A 24,968-nucleotide genomic window follows, 5' to 3' on the forward strand; every position below is an offset into this window, starting at 1 on the left:
AAAGGTCCTCGTGAACGTCAAATGTCGATGAGAGAAAACGCGGGCGACGAAGCGAAGCGCGCGAGGTGATGATCCACGTCGCCGAGCGTCGTCTCGATGATCGAAAGCCGCTTGAACCAGTGCGCGACGGGCAATTCGTTCGTCACGCCCATGCCGCCGTGCAACTGCACCGCCTGTTGGCCGACGAAGCGCGCGGCCTGCCCGACGCGCGCCTTCGCCGCCGATACGGCCTGCGCGCGGGCGACGGCGTCCGCGTTTGCGTAGCGCGCGGCGGCGAGATAGGTGATCGAGCGCGCCTGCTCGGTGTGAATGAGCATGTCGACCATGCGATGCTGCAACGCCTGGAAACGCGCGATCGGCACGCCGAACTGCTGGCGTTCCTTCGTATATTCGACGGTCGCGCGATTGAGCGCATCGAGCGCGCCGAGCGCTTCGGCGCATAGCAGGAACGTCGCGTAATCGGCGATGCGTTCGAGCGTCGCCGCGCCGGTTCCACGGCCGTCGAGGCGCGTGGCGGGCGTCGCGTGGAAGGCGAGCGTCGCGGCGCGCTGACCGTCGATGGTGCGGTATTCGGTGATGGCCGCGTTCGCCGCGTCGCGCGCCACGACGAACAGCGCGATTTCGCCCTCGATGCGCGCCGGCACGATCCAATAATCGGCCTGCGCGCCGTGCCGCACGACCGATTTCACGCCGGTGATCGTGTAGTCGCCGTCAGCGAGCGTGGCTCTCGAGCGCAGATCGAAGAGGTCATAACGCGCGTGTGGTTCGTCGAACGCGACGGAGAGCCGAATGTCCCCTCGCGCCGCGCGTTCGAGCAAGCCGCTTGCTATCGTGCTTTCCTTCGATGCGACGAGCCGCAACGCTTCGATGCCGACCACCGTCGCCCACACCGGCTCGACGACGAGCGCGCGCCCGAGTTCCTGCATGACCACGAGCATATCGACCGGACCGCCGTCGAAACCGCCTTGCGCTTCGGGCACCGGCAGCGCGAGCACGCCGAGTTCGGCGAACGCGCGCCAATGCGCGTCATCGATGCCCGCCTCCGACGCCACGATCTTCTGCCGCGCATCGAAGCCGTATTCGTGGTCGAGATAGCGGCGCAGCGCATCGCGAAACTGCTGCTGTTCATCGCTGAAATCGAAGTTCATGCGCCGCTCCTCAAAGTCCCAGAATCATCTGCGCGATGATGTTCTTCTGAATCTCGTTCGATCCGCCATAAATCGATGTCTTGCGGAAGTTGAAGTAGTACGCGGCGAGCGGCGCGGCGTCATCGTCGCCCGTGATGCTGGTCTCGCGCTCGCCTTCGAGGAACGCGGGATCGAAGACGGCGGCCTGCGGGCCGATTGCCTCGACCATCAGTTCGGTCAACGCCTGCTGCACTTCGGTGCCCTTGATCTTGAGCATCGACGCTTCCGGACCCGGCCCCTTCCCGCCCGCCTCGCTCGCGACGACGCGCAACACCGTCACTTCGAGCGCCATCAATTCGATTTCGAGCGCCGCGACTTTGGCCGCGAACAGCGGATCGTGCAGCAGCGGTTTGCCCTGCCTGTTCCGATCGAGCGCGAGGCGCTTGAGAAACGCCAGCTCACGCTTCGATTGCCCTACCCGCGCAATGCCCGTGCGCTCGTGGCCGAGCAGGAACTTCGCGTAGGTCCATCCGCGATTCTCCTCGCCGACGAGATTGGCGAGCGGCACCTTCACGTCCTCGAAAAACACTTCGTTGACTTCGTGGTCTTCGTCGAGCGTGATGATCGGACGCACGGTGATGCCCGGCGTTCTCATGTCGATGAGCAGGAACGAGATGCCCTCCTGCTTCTTGGCTTGCGGGTCGGTGCGCACGAGGCAGAACATCATGTCGGCGTGCTGGCCGAGCGTCGTCCACGTCTTCTGTCCATTGACGATGTAGTGATCGCCCTGCCGATCGGCCCGTGTGCGCAACGACGCGAGATCGGAGCCGGAGCCGGGTTCGGAATAGCCCTGGCACCACCAGTCGGAGCCATCGAGAATGCGCGGCAGGAAATAGGACTTTTGCGCGTCGCTGCCGTATTTCATCAGCACGGGCGCGACCATCGACACACCGAACGGCAGCACGATCGGCGCGCCCGCACGCGCGCATTCCTCGTCCCAGATATGGCGCTGCGTCGCGTCCCAGCCCGGACCGCCATATTCGCGCGGCCACGCGACCGCCGACCAGCCGCGCGCGCCGAGCAGCTTGTGCCAGGTGGCGTAGTCGTCGCGATTCAGGCGTTTGTGATTGAGAACTCTGTCGCGCAGGACGCGCGGCAGATTGGCTTCGAGCCAGGCGCGGACGTCGGCCCGGAAGGCGTCGTCGGCGGGGGAATAATCGAGGTCCATGCGCGGTGTCTCCTTTTTGTGCCGAAGCCACCGGAGACGCCGCGCTCGTGCTTTACTGCAGCGGCTCCTTCAGTGAGGCCGGTACGGGCAACTGCATCACGTCGATGCCTTCTTCGAGCAAGGCGTGCGCGTCTTCGGGCGTCGTGACGCCGCGAATGTTGCGCGCCGGTGCTTCGTTGTAATGAATGCGCCGCGCCTCTTCCGCGAAACGCTCGCCCACGTTCTCGGTCTTCTCGATCAACTCACGCATGAACTGCAGCGCGCGGGCCTGAAGCGCGGCGGCTTCGGGTGCGGCTTTCGGTTGCTGCGCGGGCGCGGGCGCATCGCCGCGTGCCGACGACAGATTCAGCCGCGGCGCAGAAGGCATGCGGCTGACATCGGTTGCCGAGCAAACGGGACACGCGACCAGCTTGCGCGCCAATTGCGATTCGAACTCATCGGCGGAGGCGAACCAGCCTTCGAACCGATGTTCGTGCGCGCACTTTAAATCGAGGACCTTCATGCTGTGGGGCTTCGTTGGAGTTTAATCTCGCTATCGCGAATTGTGAACGGTCGTTCGTTACATAAGACGATACTGATCGATCGCGGAACGGTCTTTTGATTCTAGCCGTTCGCCGCATGCGACGCTTAACGTACCGCTGCATCAAAACGACAAAAGCGGCCACATGGCCGCCTTCAAAAGAAATGCGTCGGGTAATGGCTCGCGTTTAGACCGGCTCGCTCGGCTGCCACTCGCCGGAGCGGATCTTTTCCAGCCAGAATGCGCCGATGATCGTCTTCACGTCGCTGATCGTTCCGTCTTTCACCCACGCCATGAGCTGCTCGTGATCGGCGATGAACGTTTCGAGGAACTCGCCTTCGTCGAGCCTGGCATCGCCGGCAGTGAGACCTTTGGCCAAGTACAGATCGATGAATTCGGTCGAATACGAAATCACCGGATGAACGCGCGTCAGAAACGTCCACTCGCGTGCGCTGTAGCCCGTCTCTTCCTGCAACTCGCGCTTGGCGCACGTGAGTTCGTCCTCGTTCGGATCGATCTTGCCCGCCGGAAATTCCAGCAGCACGCGGCCGACCGGATAGCGGAACTGGCGCTCCAGCAGCACGCGGCCATCGTCGAAAACCGGCAGGATCATCACCGCGCCGGGATGCAGCACGAACTCGCGCGTTGCGTGCTTGCCGTCGGGCAACGCGACGGTATCGCGCTTGAGCGTCAGGAATTTGCCTTCGTGCAGCGTGACGCTTTCGACCTTCTTCTCGATGAGGCCATCGTCGCTATCGGGAACGGACGTGAGATCTGCCATGCTGAACCCTGAGTTGGAAGCAAACAAGCCGCTGACGGCCGAACCGTCAGCGGCGTTTGACGAGATATTGATACGTGAAGCCCGGAAACGCGAGCACCACGAAGAGACTGAAGGTAATGGCATAGAACTGCCATCCCTGTTCGAAGCGGTTGCCGGCCTGCGCTTCGAGCATGAAGCCAAGAGCGCCGACGACGAAATAAAGAACGATCAACTCGCCGATCCTGATCCACGCGCTCTTCTTCGCCGCCTTGCGTCCCGTTGGCGCGGGAAGGCGCAACGGCACGACGGCGAAGAGCCGCTGATTCAGGAACGGGATGTTGGCGCCCACGAGCGCCAACAGCACGATGAACCAGCCCGCAGCCGACATTACAGCGGCAGCGTATGCGAGATGGCTTGCAGGCACGCCGACATCAGCGGACCCGGCACGAGGCCGAGCACGAGCACAGCCAGACCGTTGAACGCGAGCAGCGAACGATTGAGTCCACCGGCCATGATCGGCGATGCGTCTTGCGGCGCGTCGAAGTACATCAGCTTGACGATACGCAGGTAGTAGAACGCGCCGACCAGCGAGGTCAGGACGGCCAGCACGGCGAGCCACGTGAGGCCGGCGTTCATCGTCGCTTCGAGCACGGCGAGCTTCGCGTAGAAGCCGACCGTCGGCGGAATGCCGGCGAGCGAGAACATCATCACCATCATCACGAACGCGAAGACCGGGCTACGCTGATTCAGGCCCTTGAAGTCGTCGATCATTTCGGCTTCGAAGTCGCGGCGCGCCAGCAGCATGACCACGCCGAACGTGCCGAGCGTCGTCACGAGATAGATGATGCTGTAGAACATCGCCGAGCTGTATGCGCCCGCCGCGCCCGTCACCTTGCCGTCCACGACGCCGGCGAGCAGGCCCAGCAGCACGAAGCCCATGTTCGAGATGGCCGAGTAAGCCAGCATCCGCTTGATGTTCCGCTGCACGATACCCGTGATATTGCCGACGATCAGCGACAGCGCCGCCATGATCACCAGCATTTCCTGCCAGTCCACCGCGAACGGCAAGAGGCCCATCACCAGGAAGCGCAAACCCCACGCGAATGCCGCGACCTTCGGTCCGCCGCCGGTGAGCAGCGTCATGGCAGTCGGCGCGCCTTGATAGACGTCGGGCACCCACATGTGGAACGGCACCGCGCCCATCTTGAATGCCACGCCCGCGACGATGAAGATCACGCCGAAGAGCAGCACGGCGTCGTTGATGCGGCCCGACGCCACCGCCTTCAGCACTTCGTTCAGTTCGAGCGAGCCGGTCGCGCCGTACAGCATCGAGATGCCGTAGAGCAGGAAACCGGACGCGAGCGCGCCGAGCACGTAGTACTTCATCGCCGATTCGTTCGACTGCGGCGAGTCCTTGCGCAGCGCGATGACCGCGTACAGCGACAGCGACATCAGTTCCAGACCGAGATACAGCGTCAGGAAGTTGTTGCCCGAAATCATCACGCACTGGCCGAGCAGCGAGAACAGGCCGAGCAGGAAGAAGTCGCCGCGGAACAGATCGCGGTCTTCCAGATACTGGCGCGAATAGATGATCGATACCGCGAAGCCGAGCGTCACGACGGCCTTCATCGCGCTCGCGAACGGATCCACGATATACATGCGCGAGAAGAAGTAATGCGGCGTCGGATCGAGCGCGGTAAAGGCGAACCACACGCCGACGACGATCGTCGACACGAGCGAGATCAGATAAGTGACGCGACGGCTCGACGGGCCGAACACCGTGTCGTTCAACCAGGCCACGACGACCGCGGCCATCAGGATCGCGTCGGGCAACAGCACACTCATAGGGGCGTTTTGCATGATCTTTTAGTTCCTCCGCACGGCGTTACTGATCCAGCGGCAGCTTGGACTGCGCGACGTGGGAGAGCAGGTTTGCCACCGACTCGTGCATCACGTCGGTGAAGGGCTTCGGATGCAGGCCCATGTAAAGCGTGAACAGCGCGAGCACGACGAGCATGAACATCTCACGCTTGTTGATGTCCGCCAGTTTCGCGACGTGGTCGTTCGCGACCGCGCCGAAGTACACGCGCTTGTACATCCACAGCGTGTACGCCGCGCCGAGAATCAGCGTGAACGTGGCGAGGAAGCCGATCCAGAAGTTGAACTTCACGGCAGCCAGAATCACCATGAACTCGCCGACGAAACCCGAGGTGCCCGGCAGGCCGCAGTTGGCCATGGCGAAGAGCATCGAGAACGCCGCGAACTTCGGCATGGTGTTCACGACGCCGCCGTAATCCGCGATCTGACGCGAGTGGACGCGGTCGTACAGCACGCCGATGGACAGGAACATCGCGCCCGAGACGAAGCCGTGCGAGATCATCTGGATGATCGCGCCTTCCACGCCCAGCTGGCTGAAGATGAAGAAGCCGAGCGTGACGAAGCCCATGTGCGCGATCGACGAATACGCGACGAGCTTTTTCATGTCCGCCTGCACCATCGCCACGAGGCCGATGTAGATCACCGCGATCAGCGACAGCGTGATGACGACCGGCGCGAGGAAGTGGCTTGCGTCCGGCGCGATCGGCAGCGAGAAACGCAGGAAACCGTACGCGCCGAGCTTCAGCATGATCGCCGCCAGCACGACGGAGCCGCCCGTCGGCGCTTCCACGTGCGCGTCCGGCAGCCACGTGTGGACCGGCCACATCGGCACCTTCACGGCGAACGCGAGGAAGAACGCGATGAACAGCAGCACCTGCGGCGTCATGCCGATCTTCGCGGCTTGCCACGTGGCGAGGTCGAACGTGTGCGTCTGCGTGTACAGGTACAGCAGCGCGACCAGCATCAGGAGCGAGCCGGCGAGCGTGTACAGGAAGAACTTGAACGCTGCGTACACACGGTTCGGACCGCCCCACACGCCGATGATGATGTACATCGGAATGAGCGTGGCTTCGAAGAACACGTAGAACAGCATGCCGTCGGCCGTCGAGAACACGCCGATCATGATGCCCGAGAGGATCAGGAACGCCGCGAAGTACTGCGACACGCGCTCGGTGATCACTTCCCAGCCGGCGATCACGACGATGACCGTGATCAGCGCGGTCAGCACGACGAACCACATCGAGATGCCGTCCACGCCCAGGTGGTACGTGATGTTGAAGCGCTCGATCCAGTTCGACTGTTCGACGAACTGCAGCGCGGCGGTCGACGAATCGAAGCCCGTGATCAGCGGAATGGTGACGATGAGGCCAAGAACGGAGCCGATCAGCGCGACCCAGCGCGCGGGCGCCGGGTTGCGGTCATTGCCTACAGCGAGAACCAGGAGACCGAAGACGATCGGCAACCAGATCGCGACACTGAGAATCGGAAAAGAGTGCATAGGATCCCTCGCCTTATTTGCCGCCGAGCGTCACAAACAGGGTCAAGAGCCCCAACATGCCGATAATCATGGCGAACGCGTAGTGATAGATGTAACCGGATTGAAGGAAGCGGATCACACCGGCGAACCAGCCCATGAACCGCGCACTGCCATTGACGATGCCGTCGATGACGACCACATCGCCCTCTTTCCACAGCCCGCGGCCGATCGCGATGGCGCCCTTCGCGAAGACCACTTCATTGATCTTGTCGAAGTAGTACTTGTTGTCGAGCAGCGTGTAGATGGGACCGAAGCGGCGGCGGATGACCGGCGGCAGATCCGGACGCTTCATGTACAGGAACCACGCGACGACCACGCCTGCGAGCGCGAGCCACACCGGCAAGCCGGCGACCGAATGCAGGCCCATGGCGAACCAGCCGTGGAATTCGTCGGCCATTTCGCGCATGCCTTCGTGGTTCTCGGCGATGTAGATCACCTTGTCGAACACCACGCCGTGCGAGAAGAAGTCGCCGAAGAGCATCGGGCCGACCATGATCGCGCCGATGACCACCGACGGAATTGCCAGCAGGATCAGCGGAAGCGTGACCACCCACGGGCTTTCGTGCGGCTCGTGCGCGTGGCCGTGACCGTGGTCGTCGTGACCATGACCGTGGCCGTGGTCATCGTGGCCGTGCACGGCTGCTTCGGCGCCCATCGGCGAGTCGGGGTGCTTCGGACCGCGGAAACGCTCCTCGCCATGGAACACGAGGAAGTACATGCGGAACGAGTACAGCGCCGTGACGAACACGCTCGCCACCACCGCGAAGTACGCGAAACCCGAACCCGGCAGATGCGAGAGCTTCACTGCATCGATGATCGAATCTTTCGAATAGAAGCCCGAGAAGAACGGCGTGCCGATCAGCGCGAGCGATCCGATCAGCGACGTGATCCACGTGATCGGCATGTACTTGGCGAGGCCGCCCATGTTGCGCATGTCCTGGTCATGGTGCATGCCGATGATGACCGAACCCGCGCCGAGGAACAGCAGCGCCTTGAAGAACGCGTGCGTGCCAAGGTGGAACACGGCGACCGGATATGCCGACACGCCCAGCGCGACCGTCATGTAGCCGAGCTGCGACAGCGTGGAATAAGCGACGACGCGCTTGATGTCGTTCTGGACGACGCCGAGGAAGCCCATGAAGAGCGCGGTGATCGCGCCGATGACCGTGACGAACGAAAGCGCCGCATCCGAATGTTCGAAGAGCGGCGACATGCGCGTCACCATGAAGATGCCGGCCGTCACCATGGTCGCCGCGTGAATCAGCGCGGAGATCGGCGTCGGGCCTTCCATCGAATCGGGCAGCCACACGTGCAGCGGGAACTGCGCGGACTTACCCATCGCGCCGATGAAGAGGCAAATGCATGCCACCGTCAGCAGGCCCCAGCTCGTGCCCGGGAACTGCATGCTCGCGAGCTTCTCGCCTTGCGCGAAGACATCGCCGTAATTGAGCGATCCGGCGAATGCGAGCAACAGGCCGATGCCCAGCAGAAATCCGAAGTCGCCGACGCGGTTCACGATGAACGCCTTCATGTTGGCGTAGATCGCGCTTTCACGCGTGTAGTAGAAGCCGATCAGCAGGTACGACACGAGACCCACCGCTTCCCAGCCGAAGAACAGCTGCAGGAAGTTGTTGCTCATGACGAGCATCAGCATGGAGAACGTGAAGAGCGAGATGTACGAGAAGAAGCGCTGGTAGCCGTCCTCCTCCGCCATGTAGCCGATGGTGTAGATGTGCACCATCAGCGAGACGAAGGTGACGATCACCATCATCATCGCGGTGAGCGAGTCGACCAGGAAGCCGACTTCCATCTTCAGCGAGCCGAGCGACATCCACTGATAGATGGTGCCGTTGAAGCTCGCGCCGTTCAGCACGTCGTAGTAGACGATCGCGGACAGAATGAACGCGATGAAGACGCCGAGAATGGTCACGCGATGCGCGCCCTTGCGCCCTACCGCCTTCCCGAGCAGCCCGGCGATCAGCGAGCCCGCGAGCGGCGCAAGCGGGATCGCAAGCAGGAGGTTTTCGTTGAGTGTCGTGGACATAACAGCCTAGCCTGAAATTAACCTTTGAGCTGATCGAGATCCTCGACGTTGATCGTGTCGAGGCTACGGAACAGGGTCACGAGAATCGCGAGACCGATCGCGGCTTCGGCAGCGGCCACGGTCAGGACGAAGAACACGAAGATCTGGCCGTGCACGTCGCCCAGATAGTGCGAGAACGCGACGAAATTGGTATTCACCGCGAGCAGCATCAGCTCGATCGCCATCAGGATGATGATGACGTTGCGGCGGTTCAGGAAGATCCCCACGATGCTGATCGCGAACAGGATCGCGCCGAGCACGAGGTAATGGGCAAGACTCAACATGTTTTGATTTCTCCTCTCTGCTCAGCCTTTGTTGTCGACCGTGCCCGCGCCGACGTTGCCCGTCACGGCGGGTTCCACGGCTGCGTCCGGCGCTTGCGTCTCCGCCTGCATCTTCACGAGGCGCACGCGATCTTCGCGGCGCACCTTGACCTGCTTGCTGACGGTTTGCGTCTTCTTGTCCTTCTTGTCGCGGATGGTCAGCGAGATCGCCGCGATGATGGCGACCAGCAGCACCAGACCCGCGATCTCGAACGCGAAGATGTAATCGGTGTAGATGACCTTGCCGATGAGTTGCGTGTTCGGCATGAGCGCCGCGCCGCTGACGCCCGCGCCCGCCGCTGCCGTGCCTGCGTCGCGCAGCGGCGTGACGGTCGCGCCGTAGCCGTGCCACAGAATCAGCGCCGTTTCGATCACGATGATCGCGCCCACGATGGTCGCGAGCGGCACGAAGCGACGGAAGTCGCGTCGCAGCACGTCGATGTTGATGTCCAGCATCATCACGACGAAGAGGAACAGCACCATCACGGCGCCGACATACACGAGAACCAGAAGGATCGCGAGGAATTCGGCTTGCAGCAGCATCCAGATCGCGGCCGCGTTGAAGAACGCGAGCACGAGAAAGAGCGCGGACGACACCGGATTGCGCGAGGTGATCACCTTCAGCGCGGACACGGTCAGCAGCAGCGCGAAGATATAGAACAGTACGGTTGTGAATTCCATGATTACCGGTTCATCGTTAGGCCATCATCAGCCATGGTGTGTGTCGGCGCGCGGCGCGTCCTGTTTCACTTTCTCGGGCAGCACGAACCGCCCTTCGCGTGCGCCGCGGTTTGCCGAACAGCAACAGCAAAATCGCATCGATTCCGATACCGGCTTCGCGCAAGACATGACTTCTCGTTCTCGGCGCGGCGCGGGCATCGGAGTCGCATCAACGGTAAGGAGCGTCGGCCGCCTTCGATGTGGCGATTTCCTTCTCGTAACGATCGCCCACTGCAAGCAGCATGTCCTTCGTGAAATACAGATCGCCGCGCTTTTCGCCGTGATACTCGAGAATGTGCGTCTCGACGATCGAATCGACCGGGCAGCTTTCTTCGCAGAAACCGCAGAAGATGCACTTGGTCAGGTCGATGTCATAGCGCGTCGTGCGGCGCGTGTTGTCCGCGCGCGTTTCCGACTCGATGGTGATCGCGAGCGCCGGGCACACCGCTTCGCACAGCTTGCACGCGATGCAGCGCTCTTCGCCGTTCTCGTAGCGGCGCAGCGCATGCAGGCCACGGAAGCGCGGCGAAACCGGCGTCTTTTCTTCCGGGAACTGCACGGTGATCTTGCGCTGGAACGTGTAACGGCCCGTCAGCGCCAGACCCTTCAGCAGTTCGGTCAGGAAGAAGGTCTTAAAGAAGTTCTGAATTGCATTCATGATGGTTTTCGTCCGCTCTTTCGCCGTTACTTCCAGATGTTGAGCGGCGACATGATCCAGAAGCCGACCACGACCACCCACACGACCGACACCGGCAGAAACACCTTCCAGCCGAGACGCATGATCTGGTCATAGCGGTAACGCGGGAAAGTCGCGCGCGCCCAGATGAAGATCGACAGCAGGAAGAAGACTTTCAGCACGAACCAGAATACGCCCGGGATGAACGACAGGAAGCCGAGCGGCGCGTCCCAGCCGCCCAGGAACAGCGTCGCTGCGATCGCCGAGATCACGATCATGTTGATGTACTCGGCGAGGAAGAACAGCGCGAACGCCATGCCCGAGTAATCGATCATGTGGCCCGCGACGATTTCCGATTCGCCTTCCACCACGTCGAACGGATGGCGGTTCGTTTCAGCGATGCCCGAGATGAAGTACACGACGAACATCGGCAACAGCGGCAGCCAGTTCCACGACAGGATGTTGACGCCGAAGCTCGCGAAGATGCCGCGCTGCTGCGAAGCGACGATGTCCGACATGTTCAGCGTGCCCGCGACCATCAGCACGACGACGAGCGCGAAGCCCATCGAGATTTCGTAGGACACCATCTGCGCCGCTGCGCGCATCGCGCCGAGGAACGCGTACTTCGAGTTCGACGCCCAGCCCGCGAGAATCACGCCGTACACGCCGATCGACGAGATCGCCATGATGTACAGCAGGCCCGCGTTGATGTTGCCGAGCACCGCCTTCGCCTGGAACGGAATGACCGCCCACACGGCGAACGCCGGCACCACGGTCATGATCGGCGCGATCACGTAGATCCACTTGCTGGCCTGCGTCGGCTGAATGACTTCCTTCAGCAGCAGCTTCAGCACGTCCGCGATCGGCTGCAGCAAGCCCGCCGGACCGACGCGATTCGGCCCGAGACGCACGTGCATCCAGCCGATGAGCTTGCGCTCCCAGAGAATCAGGTAAGCGACGCACAGCAGGATCGCCACCGCGACCACGAGGATGCGCACGAGCGCCCACACGGTCGGCCATGCAACGCCCAGAAGCTGCGTGCCGCCTGCGTTGATCGTATCGAACAAGCCCATTACGCCTTCTCCACTACCAGTTCACCGAACAGGCCGCCGAGTGCGGCGCCAGCCGTGGTGGCCGACGCCACGCGGATCACCGATTCCGCCAGATTGGCGTCACGGACCGCAGGCACCACCACCGACAGATTGCCTTGCTTGATGCGCACCGCGTCGCCGTCCTTCAGGCCGAGCTTGTCGAAGAGCGTCGTCGGCAGGCCCGCGACGTTCGCATCGCGCGCCGCTGCGGTCAGATGCAGCGACGGTGCGCGGCGCACGAGCGCGTCGGCGTGATAGATCGGCACATCGGCGAGACGCTCGAAGCCGCCGTTCACCGCGATGTTCGACGCCGCGCGCTTCGCCGCGACCGTCGTCGTGTTGGACAGACGCGCAGTGAGATCGCCCGTGCCGAGCGCGGCGATGCGCACTTCTTCGGCCGTATCGAACTCGAAGCCCGGCAGGCCGAGCATCGTGCCCAGCACGCGCAGGACCTTCCAGCCCGGACGCGTATCGCCGAGACCGCGCACCACGCCGTTGAACGACTGCGCCGTGCCTTCCGCGTTGACGAACGTGCCCGACGTTTCCGTGAACGGCGCGATGGGCAGCAGCACGTCCGCATAGTCCATGCCGTGCTTGAACGGCGACATCACGACGACCATTTCCGCGGCCTTCAGCGCGGCGATGGCTTGCGCCGGGTTCGCCGTGTCGAATTCCGGTTCGGCGTTCAGCAGCACGTAGCCCTTGCGCGGCTGTTCGAACACCTGGCGTGCGTCGAGGCCGCCTTCGCCCGGCAAGGCATCGACGAGATACGCGCCGACCGAGTTCGCGCCTTCCGTCAGGAAGCCGAGCGTGGCGCCGGTGTTATCGGCGATCCATTGCGCTGCGGCCTGAATCTGTGCGAAATCCGGATGCTGAACCGCGACGTTGCCGAGCAGCACGACGCGCGTGTCGCCCGCCGACAGCGAGGCCGCAACGTCCTTCGCCGCCGCCGATGCTTCGCGGCCCGCGAATGCTTCGGGCAACGCGACGCCGCGCGCTTCCGATACCGCCGCCGCAATGCCGGCCAGCTGGTCGAGCCACGCCGACGGCGCCGCCACCAGGCGATGCGCGGTCGGGATCAGCGAATCGTCGTTGCTTGCGTTCAGGAACGTAAGCTTCGCGCCGTTCTTCGCCGCCTGGCGCAGACGCGCGGCAAACAGCGGATGATCGCGACGCAGGAACGAGCCGATCACGAACGCCGTGTCGATGTTCGACAGGTCCGCTATCTTCACGCCGAGCCACGGCGCGCCCGCACCGACCGGCGCGGAGAAATCGCTCTGGCGCAGACGGAAATCGACGTTCGGCGTGCCCACGCCTTCAGCCAGCGCCTTCAGCAGATGCAGTTCCTCGACCGTGCTGTGCGGCGTGGCGAGCGCGGCGATGGCGTTCGCGCCATGATCCGCCTTGATGCCCTTGATGCCCTTCGCCACGTATTCGAGCGCGGTCTGCCAGTCGGTTTCGATCCAGTTGCCGCCCTGCTTCAGCATCGGCGTGGTGAGACGCTCGTCGCTGTTCAGGCCTTCGTACGAGAAGCGGTCCTTGTCCGAGATCCAGCATTCGTTGATGGCTTCGTTTTCCATCGGCAGAACGCGCATCACGCGGTTGTTCTTCACCTGAACGACCAGGTTCGCGCCGACGGAATCGTGCGGACTCACCGACTTGCGGCGCGACAGTTCCCACGTCCGCGCGCTGTAGCGGAACGGCTTGCTCGTGAGCGCGCCGACCGGGCACAGGTCGATCATGTTGCCCGACAGTTCCGAATCCACCGTCTTGCCGACGAACGACGTGATTTCCGAATGCTCGCCGCGACCCAGCATGCCGAGCTCCATCACGCCGGCGACTTCCTGGCCGAAGCGCACGCAGCGCGTGCAGTGGATGCAGCGCGTCATCTCTTCCATCGAGATGAGCGGACCGACGTTCTTGTGGAACACCACGCGCTTTTCTTCGCTATAGCGCGATTGCGACTTGCCGTAACCGACGGCCAGGTCCTGCAGCTGGCACTCGCCGCCCTGATCGCAGATCGGGCAATCCAGCGGGTGGTTGATCAGCAGGAATTCCATCACCGACTGCTGGGCCTTCACGGCCTTGTCGGACGTGGTGCGCACGACCATGCCCGCCGAAACGGGCGTCGCGCACGCGGGGACGGCCTTCGGCATCTTCTCGACTTCGACGAGGCACATCCGGCAGTTCGCCGCGATCGACAGCTTCTTGTGATAGCAGAAGTGAGGGATGTACGTATCGACCTTATGCGCAGCCTGGATCACCATGCTGCCTTCAGGCACCTCGACCGTCTTGCCGTCAATTTCTAGTTCAACCATGATGGGGAATGGTCCTCAACCTCTTTCGCGCAACTGACTGTGCGCCTGATTACGCGGTAAGCGCTTCGGACGCCGCATGATGCGCGTGCCCGCCGACGAGACACTGCTTGTGCTCGACGTGATATTCGAATTCGTTCCAGAAGTGCTTCAGCATGCCGCGCACGGGCATGGCCGCCGCATCGCCGAGCGCGCAGATCGTGCGGCCCATGATGTTTTCGGCGACCGAGTTCAGAAGATCCAGGTCTTCCTTGCGCCCGAGACCATGCTCGATGCGATGCACCACGCGATACAGCCAGCCCGTGCCCTCACGGCACGGCGTGCACTGACCGCACGACTCTTCGTAATAGAAGTACGACAGGCGCAGCAGCGAACGCACCATGCAGCGCGTCTCGTTCATGACGATGACCGCGCCCGAGCCGAGCATCGAGCCCTGCTTGGCGATCGCATCGTAGTCCATGTCGGTGGCGAGCATGGCCGCGCCCGGCACGACCGGCGCGGACGATCCGCCCGGGATCACCGCCTTCACCGATTCGCCGCGCACGCCGCCCGCGAGTTCCAGCAGCGTCGAAAACGGCGTGCCGAGCGGAACTTCGTAGTTGCCCGGAAGATTCACGTCGCCCGACACCGAGAAAATCTTCGTGCCGCCATTGTTCGGCTTGCCGAGTTCCAGATAATTCTGCGGGCCGATTTCCAGCAGGAACGGCACCGCCGCGAACGTTTCGGTGTTATTGATCGTGGTCGGCTTGCCGTACACGCCGAAGCTCGCCGGGAACGGCGGCTTGAAGCGCGGCTGGCCCTTCTTGCCTTCGAGCGATTCGAGCAGCGCCGTTTCCTCGCCGCAAATGTACGCGCCGTAACCGTGGTGCGCATACAGTTCGAACGAGAAGCCGGAGCCGAGGATGTTCGCGCCGAGATAGCCGGCCGCGCGCGCTTCTTCCAGCGCCGCTTCGAACACGCGATAGACCTCGAAAATCTCGCCGTGGATGTAGTTGTAGCCGACGGTGATGCCCATCGCGTACGCGCCGATGGCCATGCCTTCGATCAGCGAATGCGGATTCCAGCGCAGGATGTCGCGGTCCTTGAACGTGCCCGGCTCGCCCTCGTCCGAGTTGCAGACGAGATACTTCTGCCCCGGAAACTGACGCGGCATGAAGCTCCACTTCAGACCGGTCGGGAAGCCCGCACCGCCACGGCCGCGCAGACCCGACGCCTTGACGTCGGCGATCACCTGCTCGGGCGGAATCTTTTCTTCGAGAATGCGACGCAGTTGCTTGTAGCCGCCGCGCGCGACGTAATCTTCGAGATGCCAGTTCTCGCCGTTGAGGCCGGCGAGGATCAGCGGCTTGATGTGACGATCGTGGAGTGACGTCATTTCGAAAGTTCCTCGATCAACTGGTCGATCTTCTCGCGGCTCATGAAGCTGCACATGCGGTGATTGTTCACCAGCATCACGGGCGCATCGCCGCACGAACCGAAACACTCGCCTTCTTTCAGCGTGAATTTGCCGTCGGGCGTGGTCTCGCCGAAGTCGATACCGAGCTTCTGCTTCAGATATTCCGCCGCGCTGTCGGAACCGCCGTCCGGACCCAGCTGGCAAGGCAGGTTCGTGCAGAGCGTGATCTTGTGCTTACCGACCGGCGCGAGCTCGTACATCGTGTAGAACGTGGCGACTTCCTGCACCGCGACAGGCGGCATGCTCAGATAGTCGGCGACGAACTTCATCAGTTCCGGCGACAGCCATCCGTGCTCCTCCTGAGCGACAGCGAGCGCCGCCATCACCGCCGACTGCTTTTGCTCGGCGGGATACTTGGCGATCGCACGATCGATTTCTTTCAGGCCTTCAGCTGAGATCATTTTCAGACACGACTCTTTCAATTCCTACCGAACGAAAACCTGCCGCGAGCATCGTATTGCGGCAGACCTGGCGTCCTGCGGTTTCCTGTAATTGCTTCTACGCTTCCCGCTTCGACTTCCGGCGACGGCGGCCCGACGAGCGCGCCGTGCTGCCAGCGGGCGATGGATCAGCGATCGATCTCGCCGAACACGATGTCCTGCGTACCGATGATCGTCACGGCGTCGGCGATCATGTGGCCTCGCGCCATCTCGTCGAGCGAGGCGAGGTGCGCATAACCGGGCGCGCGGATCTTCAGGCGATACGGCTTGTTCGCGCCGTCCGAAATCAGATAGATGCCGAACTCGCCCTTCGGATGCTCGATCGTGGCGTACGTCTCGCCTTCGGGCACGTGGAAGCCTTCGGTGAAGAGCTTGAAATGGTGAATCAGCTCTTCCATGTTGCTCTTCATGCCGACGCGCGACGGCGGCGCAACCTTGTGATTATCGATCATCACAGGGCCGGGATTCGCGCGCAGCCAGGCAATGCACTGTTTGGCGATGCGCGTGGATTGACGCATTTCCTCGACCCGCACCAGATAGCGGTCGTAGCAGTCGCCGTTCACGCCGACCGGAATGTCGAAGTCCAACTGGTCATAGACTTCGTACGGCTGCTTCTTGCGCAGATCCCACTCGATGCCCGAGCCGCGCAGCATCGCGCCGCTCATGCCGAGTTGCAACGCACGCTCCGGACTCACCACGCCGATACCGACGAGACGCTGCTTCCAGATACGGTTGTCGGTGAGCAGCGTTTCATACTCGTCGACATAACCGGGGAAACGCGTGAAGAAGTCGTCGATGAAGTCGAGCAGCGAACCCTGGCGGTTCTCGTTCATTCTCTCGAGCGCCTTCGCATTGCGAATCTTCGAGACCTTGTATTGCGGCATCGCGTCCGGCAGATCGCGATACACGCCGCCCGGACGATAGTAAGCCGCGTGCATGCGCGCGCCCGACACCGCCTCGTAGACGTCCATCAGGTCTTCGCGCTCACGGAACGCGTAGAGGAACACCGCCATCGCGCCGACGTCGAGCGCGTGCGAACCGATCCACATCAGGTGGTTCAGGACGCGCGTGATTTCGTCGAACAGCACGCGGATGTACTTCGCGCGAACCGGCACGTCGATGCCGAGCAGCTTTTCGATGGCGAGCACGTAAGCGTGCTCGTTACACATCATCGACACATAGTCGAGACGGTCCATGTACGGCACGGACTGAAGGAAGGTCTTGCTTTCCGCGAGCTTTTCGGTCGCGCGATGCAGCAGACCGATATGCGGGTCCGCGCGCTGAATGACTTCGCCGTCGAGTTCCAGCACGAGGCGCAACACCCCGTGCGCGGCAGGGTGCTGCGGGCCAAAATTCAGCGTGTAGTTCTTGATCTCTGCCATGACGCTCTCTTAATGTTTCAGGCCACCGTAGCGATCTTCGCGGATCACGCGCGGCGTGATTTCGCGCGGCTCGATCGTCACGGGCTGATACACGACGCGCTTCTCTTCCGGGTCGTAGCGCATTTCGACGAAGCCGGTCACCGGGAAGTCCTTGCGGAACGGATGGCCGATGAAGCCATAGTCCGTGAGAATGCGGCGCAGATCCGGATGACCTTCGAACACGATGCCGTAGAGGTCGAACGCTTCGCGCTCGTACCAGTTCGCCGACGACCATACGTCGACCACCGACGGGACGATGGGCACGTCGTCGTCCGGTGCGAACACGCGCACGCGCACACGCCAGTTGTTCGAAACGGAAAGAAGATGCAGAACGGCCGCAAAGCGCGGGCCTTCGTAAGCGCCGTCGCCATACGTCGAATAGTCGACGCCGGCGAGGTCCATGAGTTGCTCGAAGCCGAGCGAGCGATCGTCACGCAGCTTCGTTGCTACTTCGAGGTAATCGGCCGCCTTGACGACGACCGTCAACTGACCCAGCGACTCGGTGATGCTCTGGAGACGGCCGCCAAATGCCGCCTCGAGGTTCGCCTTCAGGGTCTCGAGTTTGCTTGCCATAATTGGGGAGGCTTGGGCCTTTATTGACGGGCGATGGTGTTGGTGCGGCGAATCTTCGCCTGCAACTGGATCACGCCGTAGACCAGCGCTTCGGCCGTCGGGGGACAGCCGGGAACGTAGACGTCGACCGGAACGATCCGGTCGCAGCCGCGCACGACAGAGTACGAATAGTGGTAGTAGCCACCACCGTTCGCGCACGAACCCATGGAGATGACCCAGCGCGGCTCGGCCATCTGGTCGTACACCTTACGAAGTGCAGGCGCCATCTTGTTGCACAGCGTGCCGGCCACGATCATGACGTCCGACTGACGCGGACTCGGGCGAAACACCACGCCGAAGCGGTCCAGGTCGTAACGGGCGGCGCCCGCATGCATCATCTCGACCGCGCAGCACGCGAGACCGAACGTCATCGGCCACAGCGAGCCGGTGCGCGTCCAGTTGATCAGCTTGTCAGCCGTGGTGGTGACAAAGCCTTCCTTCAAGACCCCTTCGATACTCATTTGATTTCCACTCCAGATGAGCAGCCAGCCAAAGCCGCCCATGAATCCGGTGATCTACCCGTTACTCCCAGTCCAGCCCGCCTTTTCTCCAGATGTAGGCGAAGCCGAGCAGGAATTCGAGCAGAAAGATCATCATGGCCATGAAGCCGGGCCAGCCGATGTCGCGCAGCGCTACGCCCCACGGGAACAGGAACGCCGTCTCAAGGTCGAAAATGATGAAGAGAATTGCGACGAGATAGTAACGCACATCGAACTTCATACGCGCGTCTTCGAACGCTTCGAAGCCGCACTCGTAAGGCGCGTTCTTTTCGGTATCGGGCTTGTTGGGACCGAGAATCTTGCCAATGCTGACCAACGCTATACCTAAACCAAGGCCCACCAGAAGAAACAAGAAGACGGGGTAATAGGGTGCGAGGTTCAAGGCTATCCTCAGATTGGTTGATTCGGTCAGTCGATGATTGGATACATCTGCCGGGACGGACCACCCGGCGGTGGGATTCACTTGGGACCGCTCACGATACACGCGGTAACGTAAGGGTACTCCAGAAGTGACAATGCCAGCCGAAGCGATGCAAGCGGCTGGCATTGGATAACTTTTGGTGCCGACGGCGAGACTCGAACTCGCACAGCTTTCGCCACTACCCCCTCAAGATAGCGTGTCTACCAATTTCACCACGTCGGCACTGTACTGCAATCCGGGAAAACAACTTCTTAATTGCCGCGAATCGCTTCAAGACTTGAATTATAACTAGGCCTCAAGAATTGTTCAACGCATAAAACACGAAATTCGCGAAAAAATGTTCCGGACGTTATTTCGGCACATCAGCGCCCGGCGCGGACGCAACAGGCGCCGATGCCGCCGGAGCCGAAGCACCCGCCGCAGGAGCCGATGCGGGCACCGGAGCCGCGCCGCCCAGCACGCCTGCCGAGGCCTGCGGCTTGTAGCTTCCGATGTACGTCAGCGCGAGCGTCGTGATGAAGAAGATCGCTGCGAGAACGGCGGTGGTGCGCGAAAGAAAGTTTGCCGATCCGGTCGCGCCGAACAGACTGCCCGAGGCGCCGCTGCCGAACGCCGCGCCCATGTCCGCGCCCTTGCCGTGTTGCAACAGCACGAGCCCGATTACGCCAAGCGCCGACAGCAACTGGACGACGATAATCAATGTCTTCAAATACAGCATTTCAACTCACCTGGATCTTGATGTTTCCGTGACACTCACGTGTCGCGACGTACTCTATTTACTGCCCTGCTCTCGACCGCTCACTGCAACGCGGTTCGCGCCGCCTGGCAGATCGCGAGAAAATCTTTCGACTTCAGCGACGCGCCGCCAATCAGCCCGCCGTCGATGTCCCGTTGCCCGAACAATTCCTGCGCGTTCTCGGGCTTCACGCTGCCGCCATACAACACCGGCACGCTCGCCGCAGCCGCGCCCTTCTCGACCAGCTTCGCCCGCACGAACGCGTGAACGCTCTGCGCCTGCTCGGCGGTTGCGCTCTTGCCCGTGCCGATCGCCCACACCGGTTCATAGGCGATGACGATGCGTGCCGCTTCTTCCTCGCTCATCACGAGAAGCACGGCGTCGAGCTGCGCGCCGATGACCTGCTCCGTCGCATCGGATTCCCGCTCGTCGAGCGTTTCGCCGATACACACGATGGGCGTGAGCCCCGCATCCAGCGCGCGACGCGCCTTCGCCGCGACGAGTTCGGGCGACTCGCGATGATACGCGCGCCGCTCCGAATGTCCGACGATCGCATACGTCACGCCGAAGTCGGCCGCCATTTCCGCGGCGACTTCTCCGGTGTACGCGCCTTGCGCATGCGCCGACACGTCCTGCACGCCCCACCGCACCACCGAACCTGCGAGAAGCGCCTGCGATTGCGCGAGATACGGACACGGCACGCACACGCCGACGCTCACTTCGTTCTGCAAAGCCGATGCGCCCGCGGCGACTTCGGTCAGCAGGGCCGCGTTGTCCTTGATGCGACCATGCATCTTCCAGTTGCCCACCACCAGTTTTGCTCGTTCTCTGGACATTGTCTCGTCGCTCGACGGCTTGCGAGAGCCGCCCCTGTTATCGATCAGACGGCCTGTTTGCCGCTTGGCCGCCTTGTTATTGGAATGAAGCGCTACGAACTGCAAACTGCTCACAAAACAGGCGATTTTACTGTGATACGGCGAAACCGGTCAAACCGCCAAAACCGTCGGTTTCGCTGAGGCTCCGCTAGGCGTCCTCGCGCCAGTCGAGCACGATCTTGCCGACATGCGTGCTGCTTTCCATCAGTGCGTGCGCAGCGGCTGCTTCGCGCGCCGGAAAAACCTGGTGGATCACCGGCTTGATGCGCCCGGCTTCGATCTCCGGCCACACGCGCTCTTTCAGCTTCGCCGCGATCTTCGCCTTGAATGCGACGGGACGCGGACGCAGCGTCGAGCCGGTAATGACGAGCCGGCGGCGCAGGATGTCGTTCAGATTGATTTCGGCCTTCGCACCGCCGAGCAGCGCGATCACGCAGATGCGACCGCCATCGGCCAGCGCCTTCAGCTCGCGCGGCAGATAGTCGCCGGCGACCATGTCGAGAATGACGTCGACGCCGCGATCGTTCGTCAGCGACTTCACCACTTCGACGAAATCTTCCGTCTTGTAGTTGATCGCGCGTTCCGCGCCGAGCGCCTCGCACGCGCGGCACTTTTCATCGCTGCCGGCGGTGGCGAACACGCGAAAGCCGAGCGCGCGCGCGATCTGGATCGCCGTCACGCCGATGCCGCTCGATCCGCCCTGCACCAGCAGCGTCTCTTCCTCGCCGTTTTCGCCCGCGCCCAGATGCGCGCGCTCGAACACGTTGCTCCACACGGTGAAGAACGTCTCGGGCAACGACGCGGCTTCGACATCGGAAAGACCCGCCGGGACGGGCAGACATTGCTCGAGCGGCGCGACCGCGTATTCCGCATAACCGCCGCCCGCGAGCAGCGCGCACACGCGATCGCCCTTCTTGAGACCGAACGGGTTGTGCTTCGGATCGAAGTCGCCATCGACGATTTCCCCCGCCACTTCCAGCCCCGGCAGATCCGACGCGCCTGGCGGCGGCGCATAGGCGCCCTTGCGCTGAAAGACGTCCGGCCGGTTAACGCCCGAAGCCGACACCTTGATCAGCACTTCGCATTTGCCCGCTTCGGGCATCGGCCGCTCGCCCGGTTTCAGCACTTCGGGTGCGCCGAACTCAGTGATTTCGATGGCCTTCATAGCTTTCCCCTGAACGCGTGGCAAGTTGGATCGATGGAAACGGCGATGGAAACGGCTCGAACCGGATGGCAGTGCGCACGCGAAAAGCAATCCGCGCTCCACACTGCCATCGAGTCCGATGACGCATCGGACAATGCATAGCCCGATCGCCCTCGTACATGAAAACGGCCGGCTCGCAGCAGCGAGCCGCCCGTCGACACCTTACCGCATTACTGCTGCGGCTGCGTCGGCTCCGCCTGCGCGGCTTCGTTCAGCAACGCCTTGGCCGACAAGCGCACGCGGCCCTTCTCGTCCGTCTGGATGACCTTGACCTTCACGATCTGGCCTTCCTTCAGATAGTCGTTGATGTCCTTCACACGCTCGTTGACGATTTCCGAGATGTGCAGCAGACCGTCCTTGCCCGGCAGGATGTTCACGATCGCGCCGAAATCCAGCAGCTTGAGCACCGGACCTTCGTAGACCTGGCCCACTTCCACTTCGGCCGTGATGTTCTCGATGCGCTTCTTCGCCTCGGCCATGCCTTCGGCGCTCGTGCTCGCGATGGTCACCACGCCGTCGTCCGAAATGTCGATGGTCGTGTTGGTTTCTTCCGTCAGCGCGCGGATCACCGAACCGCCCTTGCCGATCACGTCGCGGATCTTCTCCGGATTGATCTTGATGGTGATCATGCGCGGCGCGTAGTCGGACAGTTCCGTGTTCGTGCCCGGCACGGCGGTCGTCATCTTGCCGAGAATGTGCATGCGGCCTTCCTTCGCCTGCGCGAGCGCGACCTGCATGATTTCCTTCGTGATGCCCTGGATCTTGATGTCCATCTGCAGCGCGGTCACGCCTTGCGCGGTGCCGGCCACCTTGAAGTCCATGTCGCCCAGGTGATCTTCATCGCCGAGGATGTCCGTCAGAACCGCGAACTTGTTGCCTTCGAGGATCAGGCCCATCGCGATGCCCGCGACGTGCGCCTTCATCGGCACGCCGGCGTCCATCAGCGCGAGACAGCCGCCGCAGACCGAAGCCATCGACGACGAACCGTTCGACTCGGTGATTTCCGAGACAACGCGGATCGAGTAGCCGAATTCGTCGGCGCTCGGCAGGCACGCGACCAGCGCGCGCTTGGCCAGACGCCCGTGACCGATTTCACGACGCTTCGGCGAACCGACGCGGCCGGTTTCGCCCGTCGCGAACGGGGGCATGTTGTAGTGGAGCATGAAGCGCTCGCGGTATTCGCCTTCGAGCGCGTCGATGCTTTGCTCGTCGCCCTTCGTGCCGAGCGTGGCGACGACCAGCGCCTGCGTCTCGCCGCGCGTGAAGAGCGCCGAACCGTGCGTACGCGGCAGCACGCCGGTACGGATTTCGATCGGACGAACCGTGCGCGTGTCGCGGCCGTCGATACGCGGCTCGCCGTTCAAGATCTGCGTGCGGACGATCTTCGCTTCGATGTCGAACAGCACGTTGCCGACGGTCGCCTTGTCGGCGGCGGCCGTGCCGCTCGCAGCGGCTTCTTCTTCCAGCTTCGCCGACGTCGCTGCGTAGACTTCCTTCAGCTTCGTCGAACGCGCCGTCTTGTTGCGCAACTGGTAAGCGGCTTCGAGTTCCGGCTTCGCGATTTCCGTCACGCGCGCGATCAGCGCTTCGTTCTTCGGGGCCGGCTGCCAGTCCCATTCCGGCTTGCCGCCGTCACGCACGAGTTCGTGGATCGCGTCGATGGCGGTTTGCATCTGGTCGTGGCCGAACACAACCGCGCCGAGCATGACTTCTTCCGACAGCTGCTGCGCTTCGGATTCCACCATCAGCACCGCGCGCTCCGTACCGGCGACGACGAGATCGAGCGCCGATTCCTTCATCTGCGCGCGCGTCGGGTTCAGCACGTACTCGTTGTTGATGTAAGCGACGCGCGCGGCGCCGACCGGGCCGTTGAACGGCAGGCCGGACACGGCGAGCGCGGCGGACGCGCCGATCAGCGCGGGAATGTCAGCCGGGATGTCCGGATTCAGCGACAGGACGTGAATCACGACCTGCACTTCGTTATAGAAGCCTTCCGGAAACAGCGGACGCAGCGGACGGTCGATCAGGCGCGAGATGAGCGTCTCGCCTTCCGACGGACGGCCTTCGCGACGGAAGAAGCCGCCGGGGATCTTGCCTGCTGCGTAGGTCTTTTCGAGATAGTCGACGGTCAGCGGGAAGAAGTCCTGACCCGGCTTCGCCGTCTTCGCGCCGACGACGGTCGCCAGCACGACGGTGTCTTCCACGTCGACGATGACCGCACCGCTCGCCTGACGCGCGATTTCACCGGTTTCGAGGCGGACGTTGTGTTGTCCCCACTTAAATTCTTTGACGATCTTATTGAACATTGCGACTCCTTCTATGTTGCGCCGCGCCTTCGATCGAGCGCATGAGGCTCAAGCGGCGCTGGGCTGGGCGGCCCCGAGCCACGCTTGAGAGGTGTGTTATGCCATTCCAGCGCGACGCGCGAAAAGCGGCGCGGTGCCGCGCTGGAATGACACAAAGCTCTGCCGCGAGGCTGGACCGGGTATCGAACCGGATGACTCATCCGGGTAAAGCGAAAACTGCAAAAGCAAACTGCGCGTGCCGACGATAAATCTGCGATCGGGCACCACTTCGCGAGCGGATCGCGCAAAAACAAAATGCCTGCATCAGCGAACTGACACAGGCACTTCGTTAGAACGCTGGCCGCGAAGCCACGTTATGGGCCAATTACTTGCGCAGACCCAGCTTTTCGATCAGCGAGCGATAACGATCCGCATCCTTGCCCTTCAGGTAGTCGAGCAGCTTGCGACGGCGGCTCACCATGCGCAGCAGACCGCGGCGGCTGTGGTGATCCTTCGTGTGGGCCTTGAAGTGGACGGTCAGTTCGTTGATGCGGCTCGTGAGCAGTGCGACTTGCACTTCGGGGGAGCCGGTATCGTTGGCGCCGCGCGCGTACTCGGCGACGACGTCGGACTTCTTGATTTCTGCTACGGACATTTGCTTTTCCTTTGAAACAGACAGGCGGTCACGGAAGAAAGGCCGTGCCGTGGGTTGCATCGACGGACTCGACCGAGCCCGTCTCCTTTCGGATTCGCTCCTGGC

Annotated in this window: 24 protein-coding genes and 1 tRNA gene; all 25 read right to left on the minus strand. The window is 62.5% G+C overall.

Annotated elements, in window-relative coordinates; all coding sequences use genetic code 11:
* Window positions 1-17: 17 nt before the first annotated feature.
* Window positions 18-1,148 (minus strand): acyl-CoA dehydrogenase family protein, encoded by a 1,131-nt coding sequence (locus tag NCR39_RS08385; RefSeq protein ID WP_250451782.1) that lies wholly within the window; start codon window positions 1,146-1,148, stop codon window positions 18-20.
* A 10-nt stretch (window positions 1,149-1,158) separates the two neighbouring features.
* A complete protein-coding gene (locus NCR39_RS08390) occupies window positions 1,159-2,355 on the minus strand; it encodes an acyl-CoA dehydrogenase family protein (protein WP_250451783.1) in 1,197 nt (398 codons plus the stop codon).
* A gap of 52 nt (window positions 2,356-2,407) precedes the next feature.
* Window positions 2,408-2,857 (minus strand): DUF1178 family protein, encoded by a 450-nt coding sequence (locus NCR39_RS08395; protein ID WP_250451784.1) that lies wholly within the window; start codon window positions 2,855-2,857, stop codon window positions 2,408-2,410.
* Window positions 2,858-3,062: 205 nt separating this feature from the next.
* A complete protein-coding gene (locus NCR39_RS08400) occupies window positions 3,063-3,656 on the minus strand; it encodes an NUDIX domain-containing protein (RefSeq protein WP_250451785.1) in 594 nt (197 codons plus the stop codon).
* Between the two features lie 46 nt (window positions 3,657-3,702).
* Entirely contained in the window at window positions 3,703-4,023 is a 321-nt protein-coding gene (locus NCR39_RS08405; RefSeq protein WP_250451786.1) for a DUF2818 family protein, read from the minus strand.
* Window positions 4,023-5,495, minus strand: a complete 1,473-nt coding sequence (gene nuoN, locus NCR39_RS08410; protein WP_250451787.1) for an NADH-quinone oxidoreductase subunit NuoN — start codon at window positions 5,493-5,495, stop codon at window positions 4,023-4,025. The genes NCR39_RS08405 and nuoN overlap by 1 nt, the downstream gene beginning before the upstream one ends.
* 25 nt (window positions 5,496-5,520) lie before the next feature.
* Window positions 5,521-7,011: an NADH-quinone oxidoreductase subunit M gene (locus tag NCR39_RS08415; RefSeq protein ID WP_040051574.1), complete on the minus strand. Its 1,491-nt coding sequence runs from the start codon at window positions 7,009-7,011 to the stop codon at window positions 5,521-5,523.
* A gap of 13 nt (window positions 7,012-7,024) precedes the next feature.
* Window positions 7,025-9,094, minus strand: coding sequence for an NADH-quinone oxidoreductase subunit L (gene nuoL / locus NCR39_RS08420; protein WP_250451788.1), 2,070 nt, complete (start codon window positions 9,092-9,094; stop codon window positions 7,025-7,027).
* 17 nt (window positions 9,095-9,111) lie between these two features.
* Complete coding sequence (gene nuoK, locus NCR39_RS08425; RefSeq protein ID WP_007588140.1) at window positions 9,112-9,417, minus strand: NADH-quinone oxidoreductase subunit NuoK; 306 nt, start codon at window positions 9,415-9,417, stop codon at window positions 9,112-9,114.
* Between the two features lie 21 nt (window positions 9,418-9,438).
* A complete protein-coding gene (locus NCR39_RS08430; RefSeq protein WP_040051572.1) occupies window positions 9,439-10,137 on the minus strand; it encodes an NADH-quinone oxidoreductase subunit J in 699 nt (232 codons plus the stop codon).
* Between the two features lie 208 nt (window positions 10,138-10,345).
* Complete coding sequence (gene nuoI / locus NCR39_RS08435; protein ID WP_040051571.1) at window positions 10,346-10,834, minus strand: NADH-quinone oxidoreductase subunit NuoI; 489 nt, start codon at window positions 10,832-10,834, stop codon at window positions 10,346-10,348.
* Between the two features lie 26 nt (window positions 10,835-10,860).
* On the minus strand, window positions 10,861-11,925 hold the full coding sequence (nuoH, locus tag NCR39_RS08440; RefSeq protein WP_250451789.1) for an NADH-quinone oxidoreductase subunit NuoH: 1,065 nt from the start codon (window positions 11,923-11,925) through the stop codon (window positions 10,861-10,863).
* Window positions 11,925-14,261: an NADH-quinone oxidoreductase subunit NuoG gene (nuoG, locus tag NCR39_RS08445; RefSeq protein WP_250451790.1), complete on the minus strand. Its 2,337-nt coding sequence runs from the start codon at window positions 14,259-14,261 to the stop codon at window positions 11,925-11,927. The genes nuoH and nuoG overlap by 1 nt, the downstream gene beginning before the upstream one ends.
* 49 nt (window positions 14,262-14,310) lie before the next feature.
* The gene (nuoF, locus tag NCR39_RS08450; protein ID WP_250451791.1) at window positions 14,311-15,633 is read right to left on the minus strand and encodes an NADH-quinone oxidoreductase subunit NuoF; all 1,323 of its coding nucleotides are present in this window, start codon (window positions 15,631-15,633) and stop codon (window positions 14,311-14,313) included.
* Window positions 15,630-16,115 (minus strand): NADH-quinone oxidoreductase subunit NuoE, encoded by a 486-nt coding sequence (nuoE, locus tag NCR39_RS08455; RefSeq protein WP_040051567.1) that lies wholly within the window; start codon window positions 16,113-16,115, stop codon window positions 15,630-15,632. The genes nuoF and nuoE overlap by 4 nt, the downstream gene beginning before the upstream one ends.
* 167 nt (window positions 16,116-16,282) lie before the next feature.
* Window positions 16,283-17,536 carry an NADH-quinone oxidoreductase subunit D gene (locus NCR39_RS08460; protein WP_250451792.1) on the minus strand — a complete coding sequence of 418 codons (1,254 nt, stop codon included), beginning with the start codon at window positions 17,534-17,536 and terminating at the stop codon, window positions 16,283-16,285.
* Window positions 17,537-17,545: 9 nt separating this feature from the next.
* The gene (locus NCR39_RS08465; protein ID WP_250451793.1) at window positions 17,546-18,148 is read right to left on the minus strand and encodes an NADH-quinone oxidoreductase subunit C; all 603 of its coding nucleotides are present in this window, start codon (window positions 18,146-18,148) and stop codon (window positions 17,546-17,548) included.
* 20 nt (window positions 18,149-18,168) lie between these two features.
* Window positions 18,169-18,648 (minus strand): NuoB/complex I 20 kDa subunit family protein, encoded by a 480-nt coding sequence (locus tag NCR39_RS08470; RefSeq protein WP_006052903.1) that lies wholly within the window; start codon window positions 18,646-18,648, stop codon window positions 18,169-18,171.
* Window positions 18,649-18,709: 61 nt separating this feature from the next.
* A complete protein-coding gene (locus NCR39_RS08475) occupies window positions 18,710-19,069 on the minus strand; it encodes an NADH-quinone oxidoreductase subunit A (protein ID WP_040051564.1) in 360 nt (119 codons plus the stop codon).
* A 176-nt stretch (window positions 19,070-19,245) separates the two neighbouring features.
* Window positions 19,246-19,330 (minus strand) — tRNA-Leu (locus tag NCR39_RS08480).
* A gap of 127 nt (window positions 19,331-19,457) precedes the next feature.
* A complete protein-coding gene (gene secG, locus NCR39_RS08485; protein WP_250451794.1) occupies window positions 19,458-19,826 on the minus strand; it encodes a preprotein translocase subunit SecG in 369 nt (122 codons plus the stop codon).
* A gap of 80 nt (window positions 19,827-19,906) precedes the next feature.
* The gene (tpiA, locus tag NCR39_RS08490; RefSeq protein ID WP_250451795.1) at window positions 19,907-20,680 is read right to left on the minus strand and encodes a triose-phosphate isomerase; all 774 of its coding nucleotides are present in this window, start codon (window positions 20,678-20,680) and stop codon (window positions 19,907-19,909) included.
* Between the two features lie 187 nt (window positions 20,681-20,867).
* The gene (locus NCR39_RS08495) at window positions 20,868-21,884 is read right to left on the minus strand and encodes an NAD(P)H-quinone oxidoreductase (protein ID WP_250451796.1); all 1,017 of its coding nucleotides are present in this window, start codon (window positions 21,882-21,884) and stop codon (window positions 20,868-20,870) included.
* Between the two features lie 209 nt (window positions 21,885-22,093).
* A complete protein-coding gene (gene pnp / locus NCR39_RS08500; RefSeq protein ID WP_250451797.1) occupies window positions 22,094-24,229 on the minus strand; it encodes a polyribonucleotide nucleotidyltransferase in 2,136 nt (711 codons plus the stop codon).
* Between the two features lie 364 nt (window positions 24,230-24,593).
* On the minus strand, window positions 24,594-24,863 hold the full coding sequence (gene rpsO / locus NCR39_RS08505) for a 30S ribosomal protein S15 (protein ID WP_040051561.1): 270 nt from the start codon (window positions 24,861-24,863) through the stop codon (window positions 24,594-24,596).
* Window positions 24,864-24,968 lie beyond the last annotated feature (105 nt).

Origin of the sequence: Caballeronia sp. ATUFL_M2_KS44 (assembly GCF_023630965.1) — a bacterium.
GTDB classification, from domain to species: Bacteria; Pseudomonadota; Gammaproteobacteria; order Burkholderiales; family Burkholderiaceae; genus Caballeronia; species Caballeronia concitans.

Excerpts from the sequence above, each read along its gene's own strand:
- NCR39_RS08385 (WP_250451782.1), bottom strand. The coding sequence starts at position 1,148 with ATGAACTTCGATTTCAGCGATGAACAGCAGCAGTTTCGCGATGCGCTG.
- NCR39_RS08390 (WP_250451783.1), bottom strand. The coding sequence starts at position 2,355 with ATGGACCTCGATTATTCCCCCGCCGACGACGCCTTCCGGGCCGACGTC.
- NCR39_RS08395 (WP_250451784.1), bottom strand. The coding sequence starts at position 2,857 with ATGAAGGTCCTCGATTTAAAGTGCGCGCACGAACATCGGTTCGAAGGC.
- NCR39_RS08400 (WP_250451785.1), bottom strand. The coding sequence starts at position 3,656 with ATGGCAGATCTCACGTCCGTTCCCGATAGCGACGATGGCCTCATCGAG.
- NCR39_RS08405 (WP_250451786.1), bottom strand. The coding sequence starts at position 4,023 with ATGTCGGCTGCGGGCTGGTTCATCGTGCTGTTGGCGCTCGTGGGCGCC.
- nuoN (WP_250451787.1), bottom strand. The coding sequence starts at position 5,495 with ATGCAAAACGCCCCTATGAGTGTGCTGTTGCCCGACGCGATCCTGATG.
- NCR39_RS08415 (WP_040051574.1), bottom strand. The coding sequence starts at position 7,011 with ATGCACTCTTTTCCGATTCTCAGTGTCGCGATCTGGTTGCCGATCGTC.
- nuoL (WP_250451788.1), bottom strand. The coding sequence starts at position 9,094 with ATGTCCACGACACTCAACGAAAACCTCCTGCTTGCGATCCCGCTTGCG.
- nuoK (WP_007588140.1), bottom strand. The coding sequence starts at position 9,417 with ATGTTGAGTCTTGCCCATTACCTCGTGCTCGGCGCGATCCTGTTCGCG.
- NCR39_RS08430 (WP_040051572.1), bottom strand. The coding sequence starts at position 10,137 with ATGGAATTCACAACCGTACTGTTCTATATCTTCGCGCTGCTGCTGACC.
- nuoI (WP_040051571.1), bottom strand. The coding sequence starts at position 10,834 with ATGAATGCAATTCAGAACTTCTTTAAGACCTTCTTCCTGACCGAACTG.
- nuoH (WP_250451789.1), bottom strand. The coding sequence starts at position 11,925 with ATGGGCTTGTTCGATACGATCAACGCAGGCGGCACGCAGCTTCTGGGC.
- nuoG (WP_250451790.1), bottom strand. The coding sequence starts at position 14,261 with ATGGTTGAACTAGAAATTGACGGCAAGACGGTCGAGGTGCCTGAAGGC.
- nuoF (WP_250451791.1), bottom strand. The coding sequence starts at position 15,633 with ATGACGTCACTCCACGATCGTCACATCAAGCCGCTGATCCTCGCCGGC.
- nuoE (WP_040051567.1), bottom strand. The coding sequence starts at position 16,115 with ATGATCTCAGCTGAAGGCCTGAAAGAAATCGATCGTGCGATCGCCAAG.
- NCR39_RS08460 (WP_250451792.1), bottom strand. The coding sequence starts at position 17,536 with ATGGCAGAGATCAAGAACTACACGCTGAATTTTGGCCCGCAGCACCCT.
- NCR39_RS08465 (WP_250451793.1), bottom strand. The coding sequence starts at position 18,148 with ATGGCAAGCAAACTCGAGACCCTGAAGGCGAACCTCGAGGCGGCATTT.
- NCR39_RS08470 (WP_006052903.1), bottom strand. The coding sequence starts at position 18,648 with ATGAGTATCGAAGGGGTCTTGAAGGAAGGCTTTGTCACCACCACGGCT.
- secG (WP_250451794.1), bottom strand. The coding sequence starts at position 19,826 with ATGCTGTATTTGAAGACATTGATTATCGTCGTCCAGTTGCTGTCGGCG.
- tpiA (WP_250451795.1), bottom strand. The coding sequence starts at position 20,680 with ATGTCCAGAGAACGAGCAAAACTGGTGGTGGGCAACTGGAAGATGCAT.
- NCR39_RS08495 (WP_250451796.1), bottom strand. The coding sequence starts at position 21,884 with ATGAAGGCCATCGAAATCACTGAGTTCGGCGCACCCGAAGTGCTGAAA.
- pnp (WP_250451797.1), bottom strand. The coding sequence starts at position 24,229 with ATGTTCAATAAGATCGTCAAAGAATTTAAGTGGGGACAACACAACGTC.
- rpsO (WP_040051561.1), bottom strand. The coding sequence starts at position 24,863 with ATGTCCGTAGCAGAAATCAAGAAGTCCGACGTCGTCGCCGAGTACGCG.